This window comes from Exiguobacterium sp. TNDT2 (assembly GCF_003331145.1).
Classification (GTDB): domain Bacteria; phylum Bacillota; class Bacilli; order Exiguobacteriales; family Exiguobacteriaceae; genus Exiguobacterium.
Window position 1 is genome coordinate 159,765 of the sequence record NZ_QLVE01000011.1, and the last position, 15,712, is coordinate 175,476.

General features: G+C 51.9%; 19 protein-coding genes. 7 read left to right on the top strand and 12 right to left on the bottom strand.

Features of this window, described 5'->3' with window-relative positions; genetic code table 11:
* Positions 1–117: 117 nt before the first annotated feature.
* The 5 genes from DPV68_RS08325 to DPV68_RS08345 form a co-directional block, all read right to left on the bottom strand.
* Positions 118–348, bottom strand: a complete 231-nt coding sequence (locus tag DPV68_RS08325; RefSeq protein ID WP_021067584.1) for a YneF family protein — start codon at positions 346–348, stop codon at positions 118–120.
* 124 nt (positions 349–472) lie between these two features.
* Positions 473–2,464, bottom strand: a complete 1,992-nt coding sequence (gene tkt / locus DPV68_RS08330; RefSeq protein ID WP_114166292.1) for a transketolase — start codon at positions 2,462–2,464, stop codon at positions 473–475.
* Positions 2,465–2,662: 198 nt separating this feature from the next.
* Positions 2,663–2,896 carry a DUF896 domain-containing protein gene (locus tag DPV68_RS08335; RefSeq protein WP_114166293.1) on the bottom strand — a complete coding sequence of 78 codons (234 nt, stop codon included), beginning with the start codon at positions 2,894–2,896 and terminating at the stop codon, positions 2,663–2,665.
* 60 nt (positions 2,897–2,956) lie between these two features.
* Positions 2,957–3,601 carry a YneB family resolvase-like protein gene (locus DPV68_RS08340; protein WP_114166294.1) on the bottom strand — a complete coding sequence of 215 codons (645 nt, stop codon included), beginning with the start codon at positions 3,599–3,601 and terminating at the stop codon, positions 2,957–2,959.
* A gap of 72 nt (positions 3,602–3,673) precedes the next feature.
* The gene (locus tag DPV68_RS08345) at positions 3,674–3,910 is read right to left on the bottom strand and encodes a hypothetical protein (protein ID WP_114166295.1); all 237 of its coding nucleotides are present in this window, start codon (positions 3,908–3,910) and stop codon (positions 3,674–3,676) included.
* 204 nt (positions 3,911–4,114) lie between these two features.
* On the opposite strand from DPV68_RS08345, the gene lexA reads away from it, so the two are divergent.
* Together lexA and DPV68_RS08355 are read left to right on the top strand one after the other, a co-directional pair.
* Positions 4,115–4,735, top strand: a complete 621-nt coding sequence (gene lexA, locus DPV68_RS08350) for a transcriptional repressor LexA (RefSeq protein WP_114166296.1) — start codon at positions 4,115–4,117, stop codon at positions 4,733–4,735.
* Positions 4,735–5,175, top strand: a complete 441-nt coding sequence (locus DPV68_RS08355; RefSeq protein ID WP_114166297.1) for a metal-binding protein — start codon at positions 4,735–4,737, stop codon at positions 5,173–5,175. Before lexA ends, DPV68_RS08355 begins: the two co-directional genes overlap by 1 nt.
* A 92-nt stretch (positions 5,176–5,267) precedes the next feature.
* Here DPV68_RS08355 and glnA read toward each other — a convergent pair whose 3' ends face one another.
* From glnA to hflX, 4 genes are all read right to left on the bottom strand, one after another.
* Positions 5,268–6,608 (bottom strand): type I glutamate--ammonia ligase, encoded by a 1,341-nt coding sequence (gene glnA, locus DPV68_RS08360; RefSeq protein WP_114166298.1) that lies wholly within the window; start codon positions 6,606–6,608, stop codon positions 5,268–5,270.
* Positions 6,609–6,654: 46 nt separating this feature from the next.
* Positions 6,655–7,053: a MerR family transcriptional regulator gene (locus DPV68_RS08365; RefSeq protein WP_021067593.1), complete on the bottom strand. Its 399-nt coding sequence runs from the start codon at positions 7,051–7,053 to the stop codon at positions 6,655–6,657.
* 93 nt (positions 7,054–7,146) lie between these two features.
* Positions 7,147–8,442 (bottom strand): methionine gamma-lyase family protein, encoded by a 1,296-nt coding sequence (locus DPV68_RS08370; protein ID WP_114166320.1) that lies wholly within the window; start codon positions 8,440–8,442, stop codon positions 7,147–7,149.
* 7 nt (positions 8,443–8,449) lie between these two features.
* Complete coding sequence (gene hflX, locus DPV68_RS08375; RefSeq protein ID WP_114166299.1) at positions 8,450–9,694, bottom strand: GTPase HflX; 1,245 nt, start codon at positions 9,692–9,694, stop codon at positions 8,450–8,452.
* Positions 9,695–9,796: 102 nt separating this feature from the next.
* Here hflX and DPV68_RS08380 point away from each other — a divergent pair, with 102 nt between their 5' ends.
* Both DPV68_RS08380 and DPV68_RS08385 read left to right on the top strand, forming a co-directional pair.
* Positions 9,797–10,795 carry a site-specific integrase gene (locus DPV68_RS08380; RefSeq protein WP_114166300.1) on the top strand — a complete coding sequence of 333 codons (999 nt, stop codon included), beginning with the start codon at positions 9,797–9,799 and terminating at the stop codon, positions 10,793–10,795.
* Positions 10,796–10,878: 83 nt separating this feature from the next.
* Positions 10,879–11,274 carry a hypothetical protein gene (locus DPV68_RS08385; protein WP_114166301.1) on the top strand — a complete coding sequence of 132 codons (396 nt, stop codon included), beginning with the start codon at positions 10,879–10,881 and terminating at the stop codon, positions 11,272–11,274.
* On the opposite strand, the gene DPV68_RS08390 is transcribed toward DPV68_RS08385, so the two are convergent.
* Positions 11,275–11,823 carry a GNAT family N-acetyltransferase gene (locus DPV68_RS08390; RefSeq protein WP_114166302.1) on the bottom strand — a complete coding sequence of 183 codons (549 nt, stop codon included), beginning with the start codon at positions 11,821–11,823 and terminating at the stop codon, positions 11,275–11,277. It lies immediately after the preceding gene.
* A 145-nt stretch (positions 11,824–11,968) separates the two neighbouring features.
* On the opposite strand from DPV68_RS08390, the gene DPV68_RS08395 reads away from it, so the two are divergent.
* A complete protein-coding gene (locus tag DPV68_RS08395; protein WP_114166303.1) occupies positions 11,969–13,126 on the top strand; it encodes an MFS transporter in 1,158 nt (385 codons plus the stop codon).
* A gap of 61 nt (positions 13,127–13,187) precedes the next feature.
* Here the strand turns inward: DPV68_RS08395 and DPV68_RS08400 are convergent, their stop codons facing one another.
* Together DPV68_RS08400 and DPV68_RS08405 are read right to left on the bottom strand one after the other, a co-directional pair.
* A complete protein-coding gene (locus DPV68_RS08400; RefSeq protein WP_114166304.1) occupies positions 13,188–13,709 on the bottom strand; it encodes a hypothetical protein in 522 nt (173 codons plus the stop codon).
* Positions 13,699–14,526: a hypothetical protein gene (locus DPV68_RS08405; protein ID WP_114166305.1), complete on the bottom strand. Its 828-nt coding sequence runs from the start codon at positions 14,524–14,526 to the stop codon at positions 13,699–13,701. The genes DPV68_RS08400 and DPV68_RS08405 overlap by 11 nt, the downstream gene beginning before the upstream one ends.
* 88 nt (positions 14,527–14,614) lie before the next feature.
* Here DPV68_RS08405 and DPV68_RS08410 point away from each other — a divergent pair, with 88 nt between their 5' ends.
* Positions 14,615–15,163 carry a DUF4256 domain-containing protein gene (locus tag DPV68_RS08410; RefSeq protein WP_114166306.1) on the top strand — a complete coding sequence of 183 codons (549 nt, stop codon included), beginning with the start codon at positions 14,615–14,617 and terminating at the stop codon, positions 15,161–15,163.
* A 203-nt stretch (positions 15,164–15,366) separates the two neighbouring features.
* The coding region (locus tag DPV68_RS08415) for a helix-turn-helix domain-containing protein (protein WP_232819566.1) at positions 15,367–15,712 on the top strand (346 nt) is incomplete at its 3' end.

The window sequence follows — 15,712 nt, forward strand, 5'->3', positions numbered from 1 at the left end:
CTATGTTGTCTTGAATTCAGACTATTCTTTTAGGGTAGCGAAAGTTGGTTCAATTGTCTAACAAAAACTGGATACAAAAAGCACTTTGCGGGCGCAAAGTGCTTCGGTCAATCAAGTTTATTTCTTTTCGTTCTTCATTTGAACGTTCATGGCGCGCATCACTTGGTTGACTTTCTTCTGTGACGGCTTTTGGCCCATTTGCATCATCAATGTACGTATCATATCTTCGTTGATTGGCGGGTTCTGTTCGAGGTAGTTCATCATGTATTTACGAGCGATAAAGAAACCGATCGCAATACCCCCGATTAACGCTGCCACAATCAGAAGAATCCAGAATAATGTACTCAAGGCTTAACCTCCTCTACCATATGAAACATCGTTTTTTACTATACACTATATTATGCTAATTCGCTAGTCGTCTGTAAAAAAAGTGGTGACCCAAAACTTCTGGGCCACCAAGGAAAGTATGTGATTAAAGTGATTTGACAGCATCAACGACGTTGTCAACCGACATGCCGTATTCTTTCATGAGGAGATCCCCAGGGGCAGATGCGCCGAACTTGTCGATGCCGAGCACTTTTCCGCCGAATCCGACGTACTTGTACCAGCCGAGGGTCGCGCCCGCTTCGAGCGAGACACGTTTCGTGATTGACGACGGAAGGACTGATTCTTTATACTCTGCCGATTGCGCTTCGAACAATTCCCAAGAAGGCATCGAGACGACAGCCGCGTTCACGCCTTCAGCTGCGAGTGCTTCGCGTGCTTCGACAAGGACGTGCACTTCAGAACCTGTACCAAGAAGAAGGACATCAGCCTCGCTTGAGTTACCGGCGACGACATAACCACCTTTAGCCGCATCTTCAATCGACGTGCCAACGAGTTCTGGCAATGCTTGACGCGTCAAGACGAGAAGCGATGGTGTCGTTTTCGTCGTGATTGCCTGCTTCCAAGCCGCGATCGTCTCTTTTCCGTCAGCTGGACGGATAACAGACAAGTTCGGCATCGCACGGAAGCTCATCAAGTGCTCGACCGGTTCGTGCGTCGGGCCGTCTTCGCCGACCGCGATCGAATCGTGCGTCAAGACGAACGTTGATGGGATTCCCATGAGCGCAGCGAGTCGAACCGCTGGGCGCAAGTAGTCTGAGAAGACGAAGAAGGTCGCGCCGTAAGGAAGGACCCCACCGTGGAGCGCCATTCCGTTGACGGCAGCTGCCATCGCGAATTCACGGACACCGAACCAGATGTTGCGGCCGGCTGGATCTTCATCGAAGTCCGCAGCGCCTTTAATCATCGTGTTGTTCGAACCTGCGAGGTCAGCCGAACCACCGAAGAGCGTCGGGACCGCTTTGGCGATCGCGTTCAACACTTCACCGCTCGTTTGACGCGTCGCTTTTTTCGAACCGATTTCGAACGTCGGCAATTCGCTGTCCCATCCTTCTGGGAGCTCGTTGTTCATCGCACGCTCGAACTGGGCACCGAGTTCAGGGTACGCTGACTTGTAAGCTTCGACGAGTTCGTTCCAGTCCGCTTCATGCTTCGCGCCTGGCTCAACGACTTTATCATTGAACAAATCGTATACTTCGTTTGGGACGTAGAAGTTCTCGCCTTCCCACTTATAGAACTGCTTCGTGAGCTCAATTTCAGCTTCGCCGAGCGGAGCACCGTGTGATGCCGATTTGCCTGACTTGTTCGGTGAACCGAAACCGATGACCGTCTTCACTTCGATGAGGGTTGGTTTCGACGTCTCCGCTTTCGCTTCGTCAATCGCCTTTGCGATTGTATCGATATCCGTACCGTCTTCGACGCGGATGACTTGCCAACCGTAGGCGTTGAAACGATCTTCGACGCTCTCTGAGAACGACTTGTGAAGGTCGCCATCAAGTGAGATGTCGTTTGAATCATAAAGGACGACAAGTTTGCCGAGTTTCAAGTGACCAGCGAGTGAGGCAGCTTCTGCCGACACGCCTTCCATCAGGTCACCGTCTCCACAAATCCCGTATGTGAAGTGGTCAACCACTTTGAACTCATCACGGTTGTATGTCGCTTCCAAATGCTTCTCAGCCATTGCCATCCCGACTGCCATGGCGATCCCTTGTCCGAGCGGTCCAGTCGTCGCATCGACGCCAGCCGTGTGACGGTACTCTGGATGTCCAGGCGTCTTCGAATCCATTTGACGGAACGATTTGAGATCGTCGAGTGAAAGGTCGTAACCAGATAAGTGAAGAAGCGAGTACAAGAGCATCGAACCGTGTCCCGCTGAAAGAACGAACCGATCGCGGTTGAACCAGTGCGGATTTTTCGGGTTGTGACGCATCTTATCCGTCCAAAGTGTGAACGCCATCGGAGCCGCACCCATCGGCATACCCGGGTGACCAGAGTTCGCTTTTTGGACCGCGTCAATCGAGAGCGTCCGAATCGAGTTAATCGCTAATAATTCTTTAGTAGTTGTTTCCACTAATTTCATCCTCTCTGTTGTTACAAAGTTTCTACCCGTCATATTTTAGCACACTCATTCGTGTGTCACAACTAATTAATTAGTATAACACATTAAGTGGAATCGTTTACTTCCTAACGCTTGAAAACGCATCAATGGGTCCCCCTGATCCCCGTTCGCGTATAACAAACATGCACATCCTATATGAAATAGGATGTGCATTAATGATCACTCCGAGCGATGTCGTTCCTGCTCGTTTTTCAATTTTTCAGGCGTCACGTCGTTCCCGTCTGGATCGACGACCTTCATTCCCATCATCTGTGATTTGAATGATTGGCGGAACGCTTGCAAATATTGTTGGCGCAGCGTTTGCTGCTCGTCCATCTCTTGTGGTGATAGTCCGTCTGTCTTCGCTTTGTTGGCGAGAAAATTGATTCGCTCCAATTGTTCAGGTGCTAGCATCAGGCTCGCCCCCTCTCTACTGAATTTGTTCTTCTACTGTACAAAATCAGCGAACAGGAATCAAGTTTCTGGTACCGACACGTGTTCCAAATAACGGCGGTTAACGGTCGCTTTCGACACTTCATAACCAAAACCGCGTAGCGTGGCGGCAATTTCAGCGAACGTCAGGCCGCGCTCGCGGAGTTGGACGATTTCTTCAATCGGTACGTCGATTCGGCTCCGACCGCCTTGGTCGTGATGTTGGATGTTCTGATGCGGGTTGAACCCGTTCGCGACCGCCCGACGCATGCCGCGAGAGATTTTCGCGTTATGAATTTTTCGCTGGTACTCTTCGACGACGCTGACGATTTCAAGCACCATCTTCTCGGCATCCGAGACGACGTATTCATCGGACGATTGCATCGTCAACAAGCGGACGTTATGTTTCATGAGCGTATGCAAGATGGCGATTTTCGCGTTCCCTCGCCCGAGGCGGCTGTCATCACTGACGAGCACGGCATCAAGATTGGACGTCGAGACGTGCTCTAACAAATCGAGCAACCCCGCCCGATTCACTTCGTACCCACTCTCTTGTTCACTGATCACATCGACGATTTCGGCATCGAGACGTTTTGCCATCCGCGTCAGTTCATCCGCTTGACGACCGAGTGACGTCTCTTGCGTGGACTTGTTCGTCGACACGCGACAATAAATGACGACTCGCATCCCGTCACTTCCTTTCTTTCCATTCGCCCTCTACGATACACAGGTTCGGGGGCTGTTCGCAATCAGAAAAGATTATTCGGCAGCGAACCACGTCGGCTTGTCGTCTTCTTCCTTAGTACGTTCGGCGAGAAGCTGTGCTTCGAGTGATTCAGCTTCCGTCATGGCGACTTCTTCTTCGATGCTATGCTCAATCACCGGTTCAGTCACGACGACATCGGTGTCGTGGCGCATCTCTCCGACCATATAAAACGCGAACATTCCAAGTGCCAACATACCGACTAAAATGATGCCATTGACTGTGTCTCTCATAACGATTACCTCCTGGGAATAAGAATACACGTTCTTAAGAACGTCTGTTCGTTTATTTGTTCTCATCATAAAACAAGAACTTCTGTTCGGTCAAGCAGAAAAAACGAACGAATGTTTGTGCGCTCATGTGTTCTTGTGTTAAACTAAACCCATAAAGAATAGGATGCGTTCGCAGGTTATTCGACATAATCGAGGTGAAATCCATTGAAAAAAATGTCAGCAAGACAACAACAGATTCTTGATTTTATAAAAGCCGAAGTTCGGGCAAAAGGTTATCCTCCTTCAGTCCGTGAAATCGGAGAAGCAGTCGGTCTCGCATCGAGTTCGACCGTCCACGGTCACTTGGACCGTCTTGAAAAGCGTGGATTGATTCGACGTGACAAGACGAAACCACGCGCCATCGAGATTTTAGATGAAGATACGTCAGTCGTCGAAGACCATGATACCGTCATGTACGTGCCGGTCATTGGGAAAGTCACGGCCGGTACGCCGATCACGGCGATCGAGAACGTGGAAGAACACTTCCCGCTCCCGGCCCATGTCGTTGGTTCTGACAACGTCTATATGCTCTCGGTCTCGGGAGACTCGATGATCAACGCCGGCATCTTGGACGGGGATCGCGTCCTCGTCCGCCAACAGAACACGGCCGACAATGGAGAGATTGTCGTCGCCATGACAGATGAAGGCGAAGCGACCGTGAAGCGGATTTACAAAGAAGCTTCGAAAGTACGTCTCCAGCCGGAGAACGACGAGCTTGAAGCGATGTATTTCGACAACGTGTCGATTTTAGGGAAGGTCATCGGTGTATACCGTACGATTCACTAATGGCCAGTGGCAAGACACATACCCGTACGAATCTCGTGGCAATCGGTGCTCTTGCGATTGCCACGCCTTTTATTGACATCGATGTTCCGACCGTGTTCCTATTCGGCGCTTTGATCGGGACGTTCTGGCTCTCCCCGGACCTTGATTTAAAGTCGGACGCCTACTACCGATGGGGACCGCTCCGGGGCTTCTGGCTCCCTTACGTGAAACTCATGCCCCATCGATCGCTGTTCTCGCATCTGCCTTTCTTGAGTGACTTGATAAGGGTCGTCTATGTCGGCTTCCCACTCACACTTATGCTCACGTTCACACCGTACGAGGAAGCTGCTAGAATCTGGCTCGACCTGAACGGGGCGGCCTGCTTCTTCGGCCTCGTCTTTGCGACGGCGCTGCATACGACGCTTGACTATGCGTCCACATTCTTCAAACGTGCGTTCTAATCCACTGAGGCGTTCCCATAGGGGGAACGCCTCTTCGCGCATCAAAAAAGCACCCGACCCAATAAGGGCCGAGTGCTCAAAAATGAATCGACTTAGTAGAGCGTCATGTACTGATCGCGTTCCCACTCTGTCACTTGCATGCGGAACATGTCCCACTCGATTTCTTTCAACTCGAGGAAGTGTTCACCGATGTGGTCACCGAGAGCATCCATCACAACTTTGTCGGCCCGGAGTACTTCGAGGGCGTCAAAGAGAGTAGCCGGAAGGTCATCGATTCCGTTGGCCACACGCTCTGGCTTGTCCATCACGTAGATGTTGCTGTCGATTGGCTTCGGTGCTTTCATGTCTTTTTCGATTCCGTCGAGGCCAGAAGCCAAGAGCGTCGACAAGGCGAGATACGGGTTCGCCGCCGGGTCAACCGAACGCACTTCGATACGCGTCGAGAGGCCACGGGCCGCCGGTACACGAACGAGTGGTGAACGGTTGCGTGCGCTCCACGCTACGTAGCAAGGTGCTTCGTAACCAGGTACGAGGCGCTTGTACGAGTTGACAGTCGGGTTACAGACAGCCGTGAACGCACGAGCGTGCTCGAGAATTCCTGCCGTGAAGGCACGGGCTGTATCTGACAATTCCATGTCGCCGTTCGGGTCGTAGAAGACGTTCGTGTCACCTTTGAAGAGCGACATGTTGGCGTGCATCCCAGAACCGTTGACACCAAAGAGTGGCTTCGGCATGAACGTCGCGTGAAGGCCGTATTTCGCCGCGATCGTCTTGACGACGAGTTTGAACGTTTGGATGTTGTCAGCCGTTGTGACTGCATCAGCATATTTGAAGTCGATTTCGTGCTGACCTGGAGCGACTTCGTGGTGTGATGCTTCGATTTCGAAGCCCATGTTTTCGAGCTCGATGACGATCTCTTTACGGCAGTTCTCGCCGAGGTCGACCGGTGCCAAGTCGAAGTAACCGCCTTGGTCGTTGAGTTCGAGTGTCGGTTTGCCGTTCAAGTCTTTCTTAAAGAGGAAGAACTCAGGCTCTGGTCCGACGTTGAACGCTGTGAAGCCGAGCTTTTGCATGCGCTCAAGGTTACGCTTCAAGCTACCGCGTGGGTCACCGCTGAACGGTGTGCCGTCCGGGTTATAAATATCACAAATCAAGCGAGCCACTTTACCGCTGCCGTCTGTCCACGGGAAGACAACCCACGTGTTGAGATCTGGATAGAGGTACATGTCTGATTCCTCGATGCGTACGAAGCCTTCGATTGAAGAGCCGTCGAACATCATCTTGTTATCAAGTGCTTTATCCAATTGGCTGATTGGCACCTCGACGTTTTTAATCGTACCGAGGATATCCGTGAATTGAAGACGAATAAAGCGTACGTCCTCTTCTTGTGCGATCCGTTTGATGTCTTCTTTCGTGAACGTTTTTCTGGCCATGGTAAAATGTCCCCTCTCACATTGTGTAATGGTTAATGTACTGGCGTCATCGATAAAAACGTGACAACTCACCTTGAATGAGCGACGTCTTATTGAAACGGCCAGCTTCTTGAAGCTGTGTTTTCAATAATTTGTGTAACTCTTGTTCAGAGATCTTCGGTGCTTCATCGACCGGTGCCTTTGGTGATTCCGCATCTTTGGCGTCCGTGTTATCGAGCATATGACGAATCGCTGCCAAGTTGAAGCCTTGGTCGATAAAATCCTTGATCGTGAGTAGACGTTCGACATCATTAAAGGAATAGAGCCGTCGTTTCGATTCCGTCCGACTAGGCGAAATCAGACCCTGTTCTTCATAGTACCGAATCTGTCTACCTGTCAGCTGTGTCAAATCTTGAACGATTCCAATCGGAAACAACGGGTTGGAGCGACGAAATTGATCGGCCACCTCTTACCCCTCCTTTTCTGTCTCACAATGTGAGAATAATACATGACAACTTACCTGTCAATAGATGTTAAGAAAGTTAACATGACATTTCGGTTACAACTTTTGTGATAGTTTGTCACGGTCAAATGTGACGAGCTCTTTCGTCCGCAATTGGCTCAAGGCGAGCATGAGCGCGACCTTGACGTGGGCGTAAGTCAATCCGCCTTGGACGTATGCTGTGTATGGAGCCCGGAGCGGTCCATCGGCCGACAGTTCAATCGATGATCCTTGAATGAACGTCCCGGCCGCCATGATGACGTCATCCTCATAGCCCGGCATATAGGCTGGTACCGGCAACGCGTGGGCATTGACCGGTGACGCCATCTGGATGCTCTGACAGAAGGCGATCATCTTGTCACGGTCGCGGAACGTCACCGATTGAATCAAATCGGTCCGGGGCGTCGTATAATGCGGGTCGGTCTCGAAACCGAGCAATCCGAGCAGGCTCGCCGTCAAGTGTGCCCCTTTCAACGCTTGGGCGACCGTATGTGGCGCCATGTAAAACCCTTGGTACATCTCTTGGAGCGAGTAGAGTGACGGACCGGCCTCGCTCCCGATACCTGGCGTCGTCATGCGGAACGAACAGCGTTCGACGAGTTCTTTCGTCCCAGCGATATAGCCGCCCGTCTTCGCCAAGCCGCCACCCGGGTTCTTGATGAGCGAGCCGGCCATGAGATCGGCCCCGACGTGGGTCGGTTCGATTGTCTCGACGAACTCGCCGTAGCAGTTGTCGACGAAGATGAAGACGTGCGGATGTGCCGCTTTGATCTTCGTGATCGCCTCACCGATTTCTTGGACCGGGATGCTGCGACGATTGGCGTAACCTTTCGAGCGCTGGATGCCGATGAGCTTTGTCTCAGGGCGAATCCGTCCGATGACGGTCTCGACGTCGATTCGGTCCTCTTTCAGCTCGACCGTGTCGTAGCCGACACCGAGCTCTTTAAGCGACCCACGGCCGTCTCCCCGAATCCCGACAATCTCTTCGAGCGTATCGTACGGCTTGCCAGTAATATAGAGGAGTTCATCCCCCGGCAACAACACACCGAACAAGGCGATCCCGATGGCGTGCGTCCCCGAAATGATTTGCGGGCGGCATAGGGCGAGGTCCGCCCCGAACACGTCGGCATAAATCGATTCGAGCGTGTCGCGCCCGATATCGTCATAGCCGTACCCGGTCGTCGGATTGAAATGGAAATCCGACACTTTATGCTTCTTGAACGACTCGAGGACACGGTATTGGTTGAACTCCGCCGTTTCCTCGATCGTTTCAAAATATGGTTTGACTCGGTCTTCCGCCTCGGTCACGAAGGGGGCCAATTCATCATAGTACGCGATCTTTTCTTGCCACATCATTGTTTCACACCTCAAATTGTTTCAGCGTCGTATAGAGACGCGTGTCTTCTCTCATATACCCGACGAGTTCGACCGAGCCGTCATCGAGGAAGTTCTCCTCGAGCCGATACATCGACTCCTTCGCCGGATGGTAATGCTCGAACGAACTGACCGGCAAGACGACGTGGACCCGCGTCAAGATGTCGCAGATCTTATCCTCGATTGAGCCGATGAGCGCGTCGACGTCGGTCGGGTCGAGCGCCGACATGACGATCGGTCCGCCGACGAAATCTTCCGTCAAACGATCTTTCTTATTGTACACCTCGAGTTGCGGCACCTCACTCGCCCCGAGCTCGGCCAAGACCGAGTTCGTCGTGTCGATTTGGTTCAAGTAGTGTGGGTTCGACGCGTCGATGATATGAAGCACGAGGTCGGCCCCGACGACTTCCTCGAGTGTCGAGCGGAACGCGGCGACGAGTTTCGTCGGCAAGTCCCGGATGAACCCGACCGTGTCGGTGATGAGCACTTTCCCGCCGCGCGGCAGTTCGAGCTCGCGGGTGAGCGGGTCGAGTGTCGCGAACAACTCGTCCTGTTCATACGTGTCCGCATCCGTCAAGCGGTTAAAGATTGTCGACTTGCCGGCATTCGTGTACCCGACGAGGGCGACTTGGAACACGCGGTTCTCTTTCCGGCGTTCCCGGTAACGGTCACGGTGAGCGACCGTCCCTTCAAGCTGTTTCATGATCTCGTCGATGCGGCGCTTGATATGTCGGCGGTCGGACTCGAGTTTCGTCTCACCCGGCCCACGTGTCCCGATTCCACCACCGAGACGCGACAACTGCGTGCCTTGTCCGATCAATCGCGGCAACAGATAGTTCATCTGGGCGAGCTCGACTTGAAGCTTCCCTTCTTTCGATTGGGCCCGTCCGGCGAAGATGTCTAAAATCAATTGCGTCCGGTCAATCAGTTTCATCTCGTCCGGATCGTTCAGCGAGATGCGGATGTTCTTCGATTGGGCCGGCGACAGCTCGGCGTTGAAGATGACGATGTCCGGCTCAAACTGTTCGATGAGCACGGCGAGCTCCTCGACTTTCCCTTTCCCGATGAATGTGCGGCGGTCGACTTGTTGCCGTTTCTGGTCAAGACGGGCGACGACCTCGCCTCGTGCCGTATCGACCAATTCGACGAGTTCCCCCATCGATTGTTCATATGTCCAATCGTCGACGGTCGGTAATTGACACCCGACGATAATGACTTTCTCTCGTTGCATAAAAATCCCTCATTCCTATAAGTCTTATCTTCCATCTTACCATGAATCGACGAATGGAGAACGTCCGTTTGTGGTACGATATGAGGAGAAGGAGGAACGTCCATGACGAAACGTAGAAAAGAGTATCCATTGCCTGAGTATATCGAGACATACTTGTTCCATCTCGGTGCGAGCGGTCGCCAACCGTCGACGCTGAAACGCTATCGGTACGACTTGATCGATGTGCACAAATACTTTCATGACCATAACGTCGAGCTCGATGCCCCGGAGGCGTGGCTCGCCGTCCCGCTCGAATCGTGGAAGACGTTCGTCAACGACTTCCTCATCGAGGAGAAGCAATACCAACAGGCGACGGTCGCTCGGATCGTCACCGTCATCAATAGCCTGACCGTCTTCTTGAACCCGCTCCGGAAGAAGATGTTGACGTATGCGCAACCGGCCCACACGCTCACCGTCGACCAGATCGCCTTGCCCGCCGAGTTCAACAAGCTCGTCCGAACAATTCGCTCGACAAGCGGACTGAGCGAGAATCAACTCCAGGCGCATCCATATCTCGTCAATCGAAACGAGTTGATCGTCACACTCTTTTATAAATACGGGCTCCGAGTCCACCACATCATCCGTCTCCGGATGAACGACCTGCATCTCGCGAGTCATGAGTTCGACGTCTATGACCGGCTCGGCAACCGGTTCACGTTGAAACTTAGTCCAGAGGACCAAGCACTTCTCATGAACTATTTGGCCGACATCCCGACACCGGTCCGTCCGCGCTGGTACTCGGAGGACCCCGTCTTCGTCTCGTTCGACTTCGCCCGGATGACGTTCCGTTGGGTGTATGCGAAGAACCAGCCAAAACAATTGACGATCGTCATGATCACGAAGATGATGCGCCAATTGAACGAACGGAGCGGCCTCACCCGCTCAGTCACGCCGTCGATGCTCCGGAACGCCCACGTCTTGAAGACGTATGCGACCGACATGACGTCACTCGAGCGGATGAACGTGACGTGCATGCATAAAGAGTCATCGCTCCGGCGCTATGAACAGGCGTACGCCGAGTTCGGTGCCACGCTATATGACTCAGGGGGCGTCACCCCGTAACCCGTCGTCATCTTTGCAGGTGACGGCTTTTCTATAGGATTCATCATTTTTCCATACTCGATTGTCAGAAAGGTGGTCGTCCCATGCTCTTTCAGAAAATCCAATCCGCCCTCATCAGTCTATTCATTATTCCTTTCGTGTTGCCGCTCCTATTTCCCGATGCGCTCGATTTGTCATATGGACCGAGTGTGGCCGTCTATTTGCTCTATGCCATTCCAATCGTGTTCATCTACGGGACGTTCACGTCGCTGCTGTCCGAGTATATGAGTCAAAAGACGCCATTCCGGTCGAAACGGATGACGTCTTTGATGTTCCATCTGATCGCTGGCTGGTTGTTCGTGGTCCCATATGGACTATTGTTCGATCCATCCATTTTCGAGACAGGCTTACTTAATTTTGCTTCGTTACTCGGTGTATGTAGTGCCCTCGTTTTCTATGTGGTCGACCAACTGCTCGGCCATCATTTCAACACGTTGTGATCAGTGGGCCCACTCATCTCGCAACAAGCCGTACACGACGTGATCGACGTAGCGGTCATAGAGCCACTCCGCATTGCGGAGCACCCCTTCTTCAAGGAAGCCGAACCGTTCCGGCAAGGCCCGACTCTTCAGATTCCCGGTCGCGACCCGAATCTCGATTTTATCTAGTTTCAAGTCACGGAAACCATAATCGATGACCGTCTCGAGCGCTTGACTCATGATGCCCTTGCCTTGAAAGTCTTGTCCGAGCCAATAGCCGACCGTCCCGCATTTGATGCCCCGGTCGATGTCATTGAAGCCGATCGTCCCGGCGAGCTCGTCCTGATACACAATCGCGAACGATTTCGGATAGCCGCCCGTCTCCATCAATCCTTTGATTCGTCCTTCGATGTTTTGCCGCGAATCTTCGACCGTCTCGGTGTAATCGAGCCACCCGAGCCACTCGCGAAGGTATGGCTTCGATGCCATCGTTAATTGGAACAACGCCTCCGCGTCGTCAATGGTGAACATTCGTATTTGAAGCTGATCATTGATGTCATAGCGTAACATGTCATTTCCCCCGTTTGGTTACCAATTATTGTGCTCTTCATCATTTCATCGTAAACTATTTGTAAATAATTTGAAAGCGGTGAAAGTATGTAATTCGACCTCATGTCATCCACCCAAAATTGAATAGTTCTGGAGGAGAGTCATGATGAAGTCGTTTTACCTGCTGCTGGTCAGTCAATGGCTGGCCAATATCGGCGACGTGCTTTATATCGTCGCCTTAATCGCTTTGTTATATCAACAGACCGGTTCCGCCCTGGCTGCGGCCAGTTTCCCGATTGCCGTCACGCTCGGCATGACCGTGAGCGGTCTGTTCTTTGCCCGCGTCTTGTCTCGGTTCACCCTCGGTCAGACGTTGCTCGTCACACAACTGTTGAAGACAGTCTTGCTCGGGGCCGTCATTTGGTCGGAGTCGATTCTCGTCCTCGGCCTCGTCGTGCTCATCGCCTTCTTGGATGGGTTCGCCCGTCCGGTCCAGGCGTCGTTCATCCCCCGGCTGACGACGAAGCGCCAACAAGCGAACAGTCTCGTCCAAGGGTCGAACCAGTTCATTCAGCTGGCGATGTGGCCTCTCGGCACGATGGTCGTCGCTTCCTTCTCAAGCGAGCTCGCTCTGATGATCGCGTTGATGTTGTTCATGCTCTCGACGCTCTTCACGCTTCGCTTCGTCCGTTCACTCGACCGCGACGTGACGGTAGAAGATGGCGAATCAGACATATCGCTTAAGGACAGCCTCGCCTTCGTGCGCACTGCTCCTTTCGCCAGGTTAATCACGGTGTTCGTCACGTTCGAGTCGTTCGTCAGCACACTCTGGATTTCGGCGCTCTTGCTCGTCTATTTGGAACGCCACCTCCACATCGATACGGGCTGGTGGGGAACGATGAACGCGAGCTTCTTGATTAGCATGATTCTGGCCAGCGCTTACCTGTATGGCGCAAAGCGCAACAGCTCGCTCGCCGTCAGCTCCATCTTGTCTGTCTTAGCGGCCCTATTGTTCGGCATGACATCTCATATCGCGTTCGCGCTCATCGCGCTCGCGGTTCAAGGATACGCCACCCAGCTCCGCATCATCCAGACGAACACGGTGCTCCAAAAAATGACACCTGCCTCGCAACTTCCGTACGTGTATAGCGTCCAACAGACGGCCTACACCCTCGCCTTCAGCATCGGCAGCCTGACGTTCGGACTACTCGCGGACGGATTGCCGATTGCCATCGTCTATTTGATTGGCGCAGCGTTGACCGTTCCGCTCGTCTGGCTCGGTCGACAAATCGATTTAACGGACGATGTGATTCAATCTGCATAACAAGATGGCGCCTTCTCGGTCAGAGAGGGCGCCTGTTTGCGGATATGAGTGCTTCATACGATTACTCGTAGTAATGCTTCCCGCCAAAATAGATGGTCGGGCTGCCGCGACGGATGCATTTCAATCCGATCGCCACCTCGACAATCGGTTCCGACATCGTGATGATTTCGAGGACCGTGTCCAATCCGTATATCCGATAGTGGCAAAATGTAACGACGTCCGGTTTGATGTACTCCCACAATTGGAAACGTGTTTCTTGGAGTTGCTCGAGATAGCCTGATCTCATGTAACGAATGATTTGATGTCCATCAAACTGGTCATGAGGCGTGATCACCGCGCCATCGGCATACGATTCATCGATGACTTCCAAGTAGATAATCTCTTCAAAGCGGAGCTTCACGTTCACCATCTCGCTTTGTGGAGGAATCCCATTCGCCTCGAGCCGCTCGCGGAAGGAGGCGTTCCGTTTCCTAGGGTGGTCAGAGAGCTGTAGATTGAACGTCAGAGTCTTAGGTCTGAGGTCATAATTGAAAGCAAATACGTGCATCATCCCGTCATACAAGAATAAATCTTCAAATTTCATTGGAAATCACTTTTCCCGGAAGTTTATACTGAAACGCACCGTACCCATCCCCTTGCGTCAAATCGCCTCCGATAAACAATGAGACGGTTTCTGCCTCGGTCGGGATGAGGAATCGAATGCCTTTCCACTCTTCATATTGGTTTACTATTGACACAAGCTGATGCAAAGCATGTTCTGAAAGTTGTGATACGTCACATCTCACCTTATATGTCTTCGACCACATCCATTTCCCGATGTGTTCTATCGAATGGTCACATCCCGTCCGTTTCGCCCAGATTTCAAAACCGGACAAAAATTCATTCTTTGATGAAACGATATGAAATGATTGAGCGCCAAGCGTGACCAATAAATAAGTGATAAATGATGTAGGTTCTTTCAACTTCGGTAAATAAAACTCTCTCCATTGGCTGTCCCACAAATTGTCCCCCGAAAAATCATAGAGTGATTCCATTTGTGCAGAGAATGAATCTGGATAATGAAATGTCTGACTGTGTGCTAATAAAAAATCGAGGAAAGAAACATCGTGTCCGGCTAGCTCGATGGACACAACTTTTTCTGTATATAATTTGCGATGATACGAATTATACAAAAAGACTAATCTTTCATTCGAATAGATGCCAATCGGTAACGTCAAATCGATCCATCGAAGCTGAAGTAATTCTTGCTTCGTCACATGTAAGTTCAGTTCGGAATAATCTGTCACACGGTAAGAATCATTCAGCAGACAATCAGACCAAATCGTTTTGATTTGAAACAAATCAATCGTCTGGAACGTCTGCTCGTGTAGCTGCTGAACATTAACCTCTTCAAAGTTCATCGTACATTCCCCTTTCTCTAAATGAATTATAAATAGATAACGAAAATATCTTATACTGATAAAAACTGCTGAAATGGAGTGAAGAATCATGGCTAACTTCTCAACTGGAGACAGAAACGAGTTATTCGCTATTCTCGAAGCACGTTTTCACACCCACATGGAACGACATCCCAATGTCGTCTGGTCAGACGTGTTCACGAAACTGGAGACGAATTCGAACAAGCTCATCATACTCTCTGAAATGGAGCGGACCGGAGGGGAACCTGATGTGATTCGACTTCCGAATGGCGCCTTAGCTTTTTGCGACTGCTCACCTGAAAGTCCGAGCGGCCGACGCAGCCTATGCTATGACGATGCGGCGTTAGCGGCACGAAAGAAAAACAAACCGGATGGGAGTGCCGTCGCATCAGCTGAGAAGATGGGAATCGAGCTACTCGACGAAGCAACGTATCGCCATCTGCAGACGCTCGGCTCATTTGACTTGAAAACGTCGAGTTGGATTGCTACACCGGAAGCGATTCGTCAAAAAGGCGGCGCCTTGTTCTGCGACCGCCGCTATGACCATATCTTTGTCTATCATAATGGTGCCGATTCATATTATGCGGCCCGTGGATTCCGCGGGATGCTCATCCTCTAAGCAAGGCTACGCGCCTTGCTTTCTTATGTAAAAAGCCAATTGAAGAAAACAGGAACATATTTGATGAAGAAGAGGCTTACGAAAAAGAGCGAGGGTACCTTTAACTGATTTAGGCGAGAATTATCCCTCCTCTAAGCGTCTGGGGCGAAGCCCGGTGTAGGTGGGAGATGAATCGCCCGTCCCCGACGCCCTCGGCCACTGCTGTGACAGAACGACGAACAAAGGTTCGTGATTTCGTCAGATTTCCTTGCCCCCTCCGCGGGTATCGGAATGGGACGAGCATCATCCTGACACTGGGCAAAGGAGGGACGGACATGCTGAAGGCATACAAATACCGGCTCCACCCGACCTTGGCACAGGCCGAGTTCCTGATCCGGACGATCGGTTGCGCCCGCTTCATCTACAACAAGCTGCTCGAGGACCGCATCACCATCCACGAGGAGGCGAAGGCGAAGCTGCACCTCGACACGGCGTTCGCGAAGTTCTTCGCCGGGACGGCCGGTTTCCCGGTGTTCAAGTCGAGACGGAAATCGCGCGCGTCCTACACGA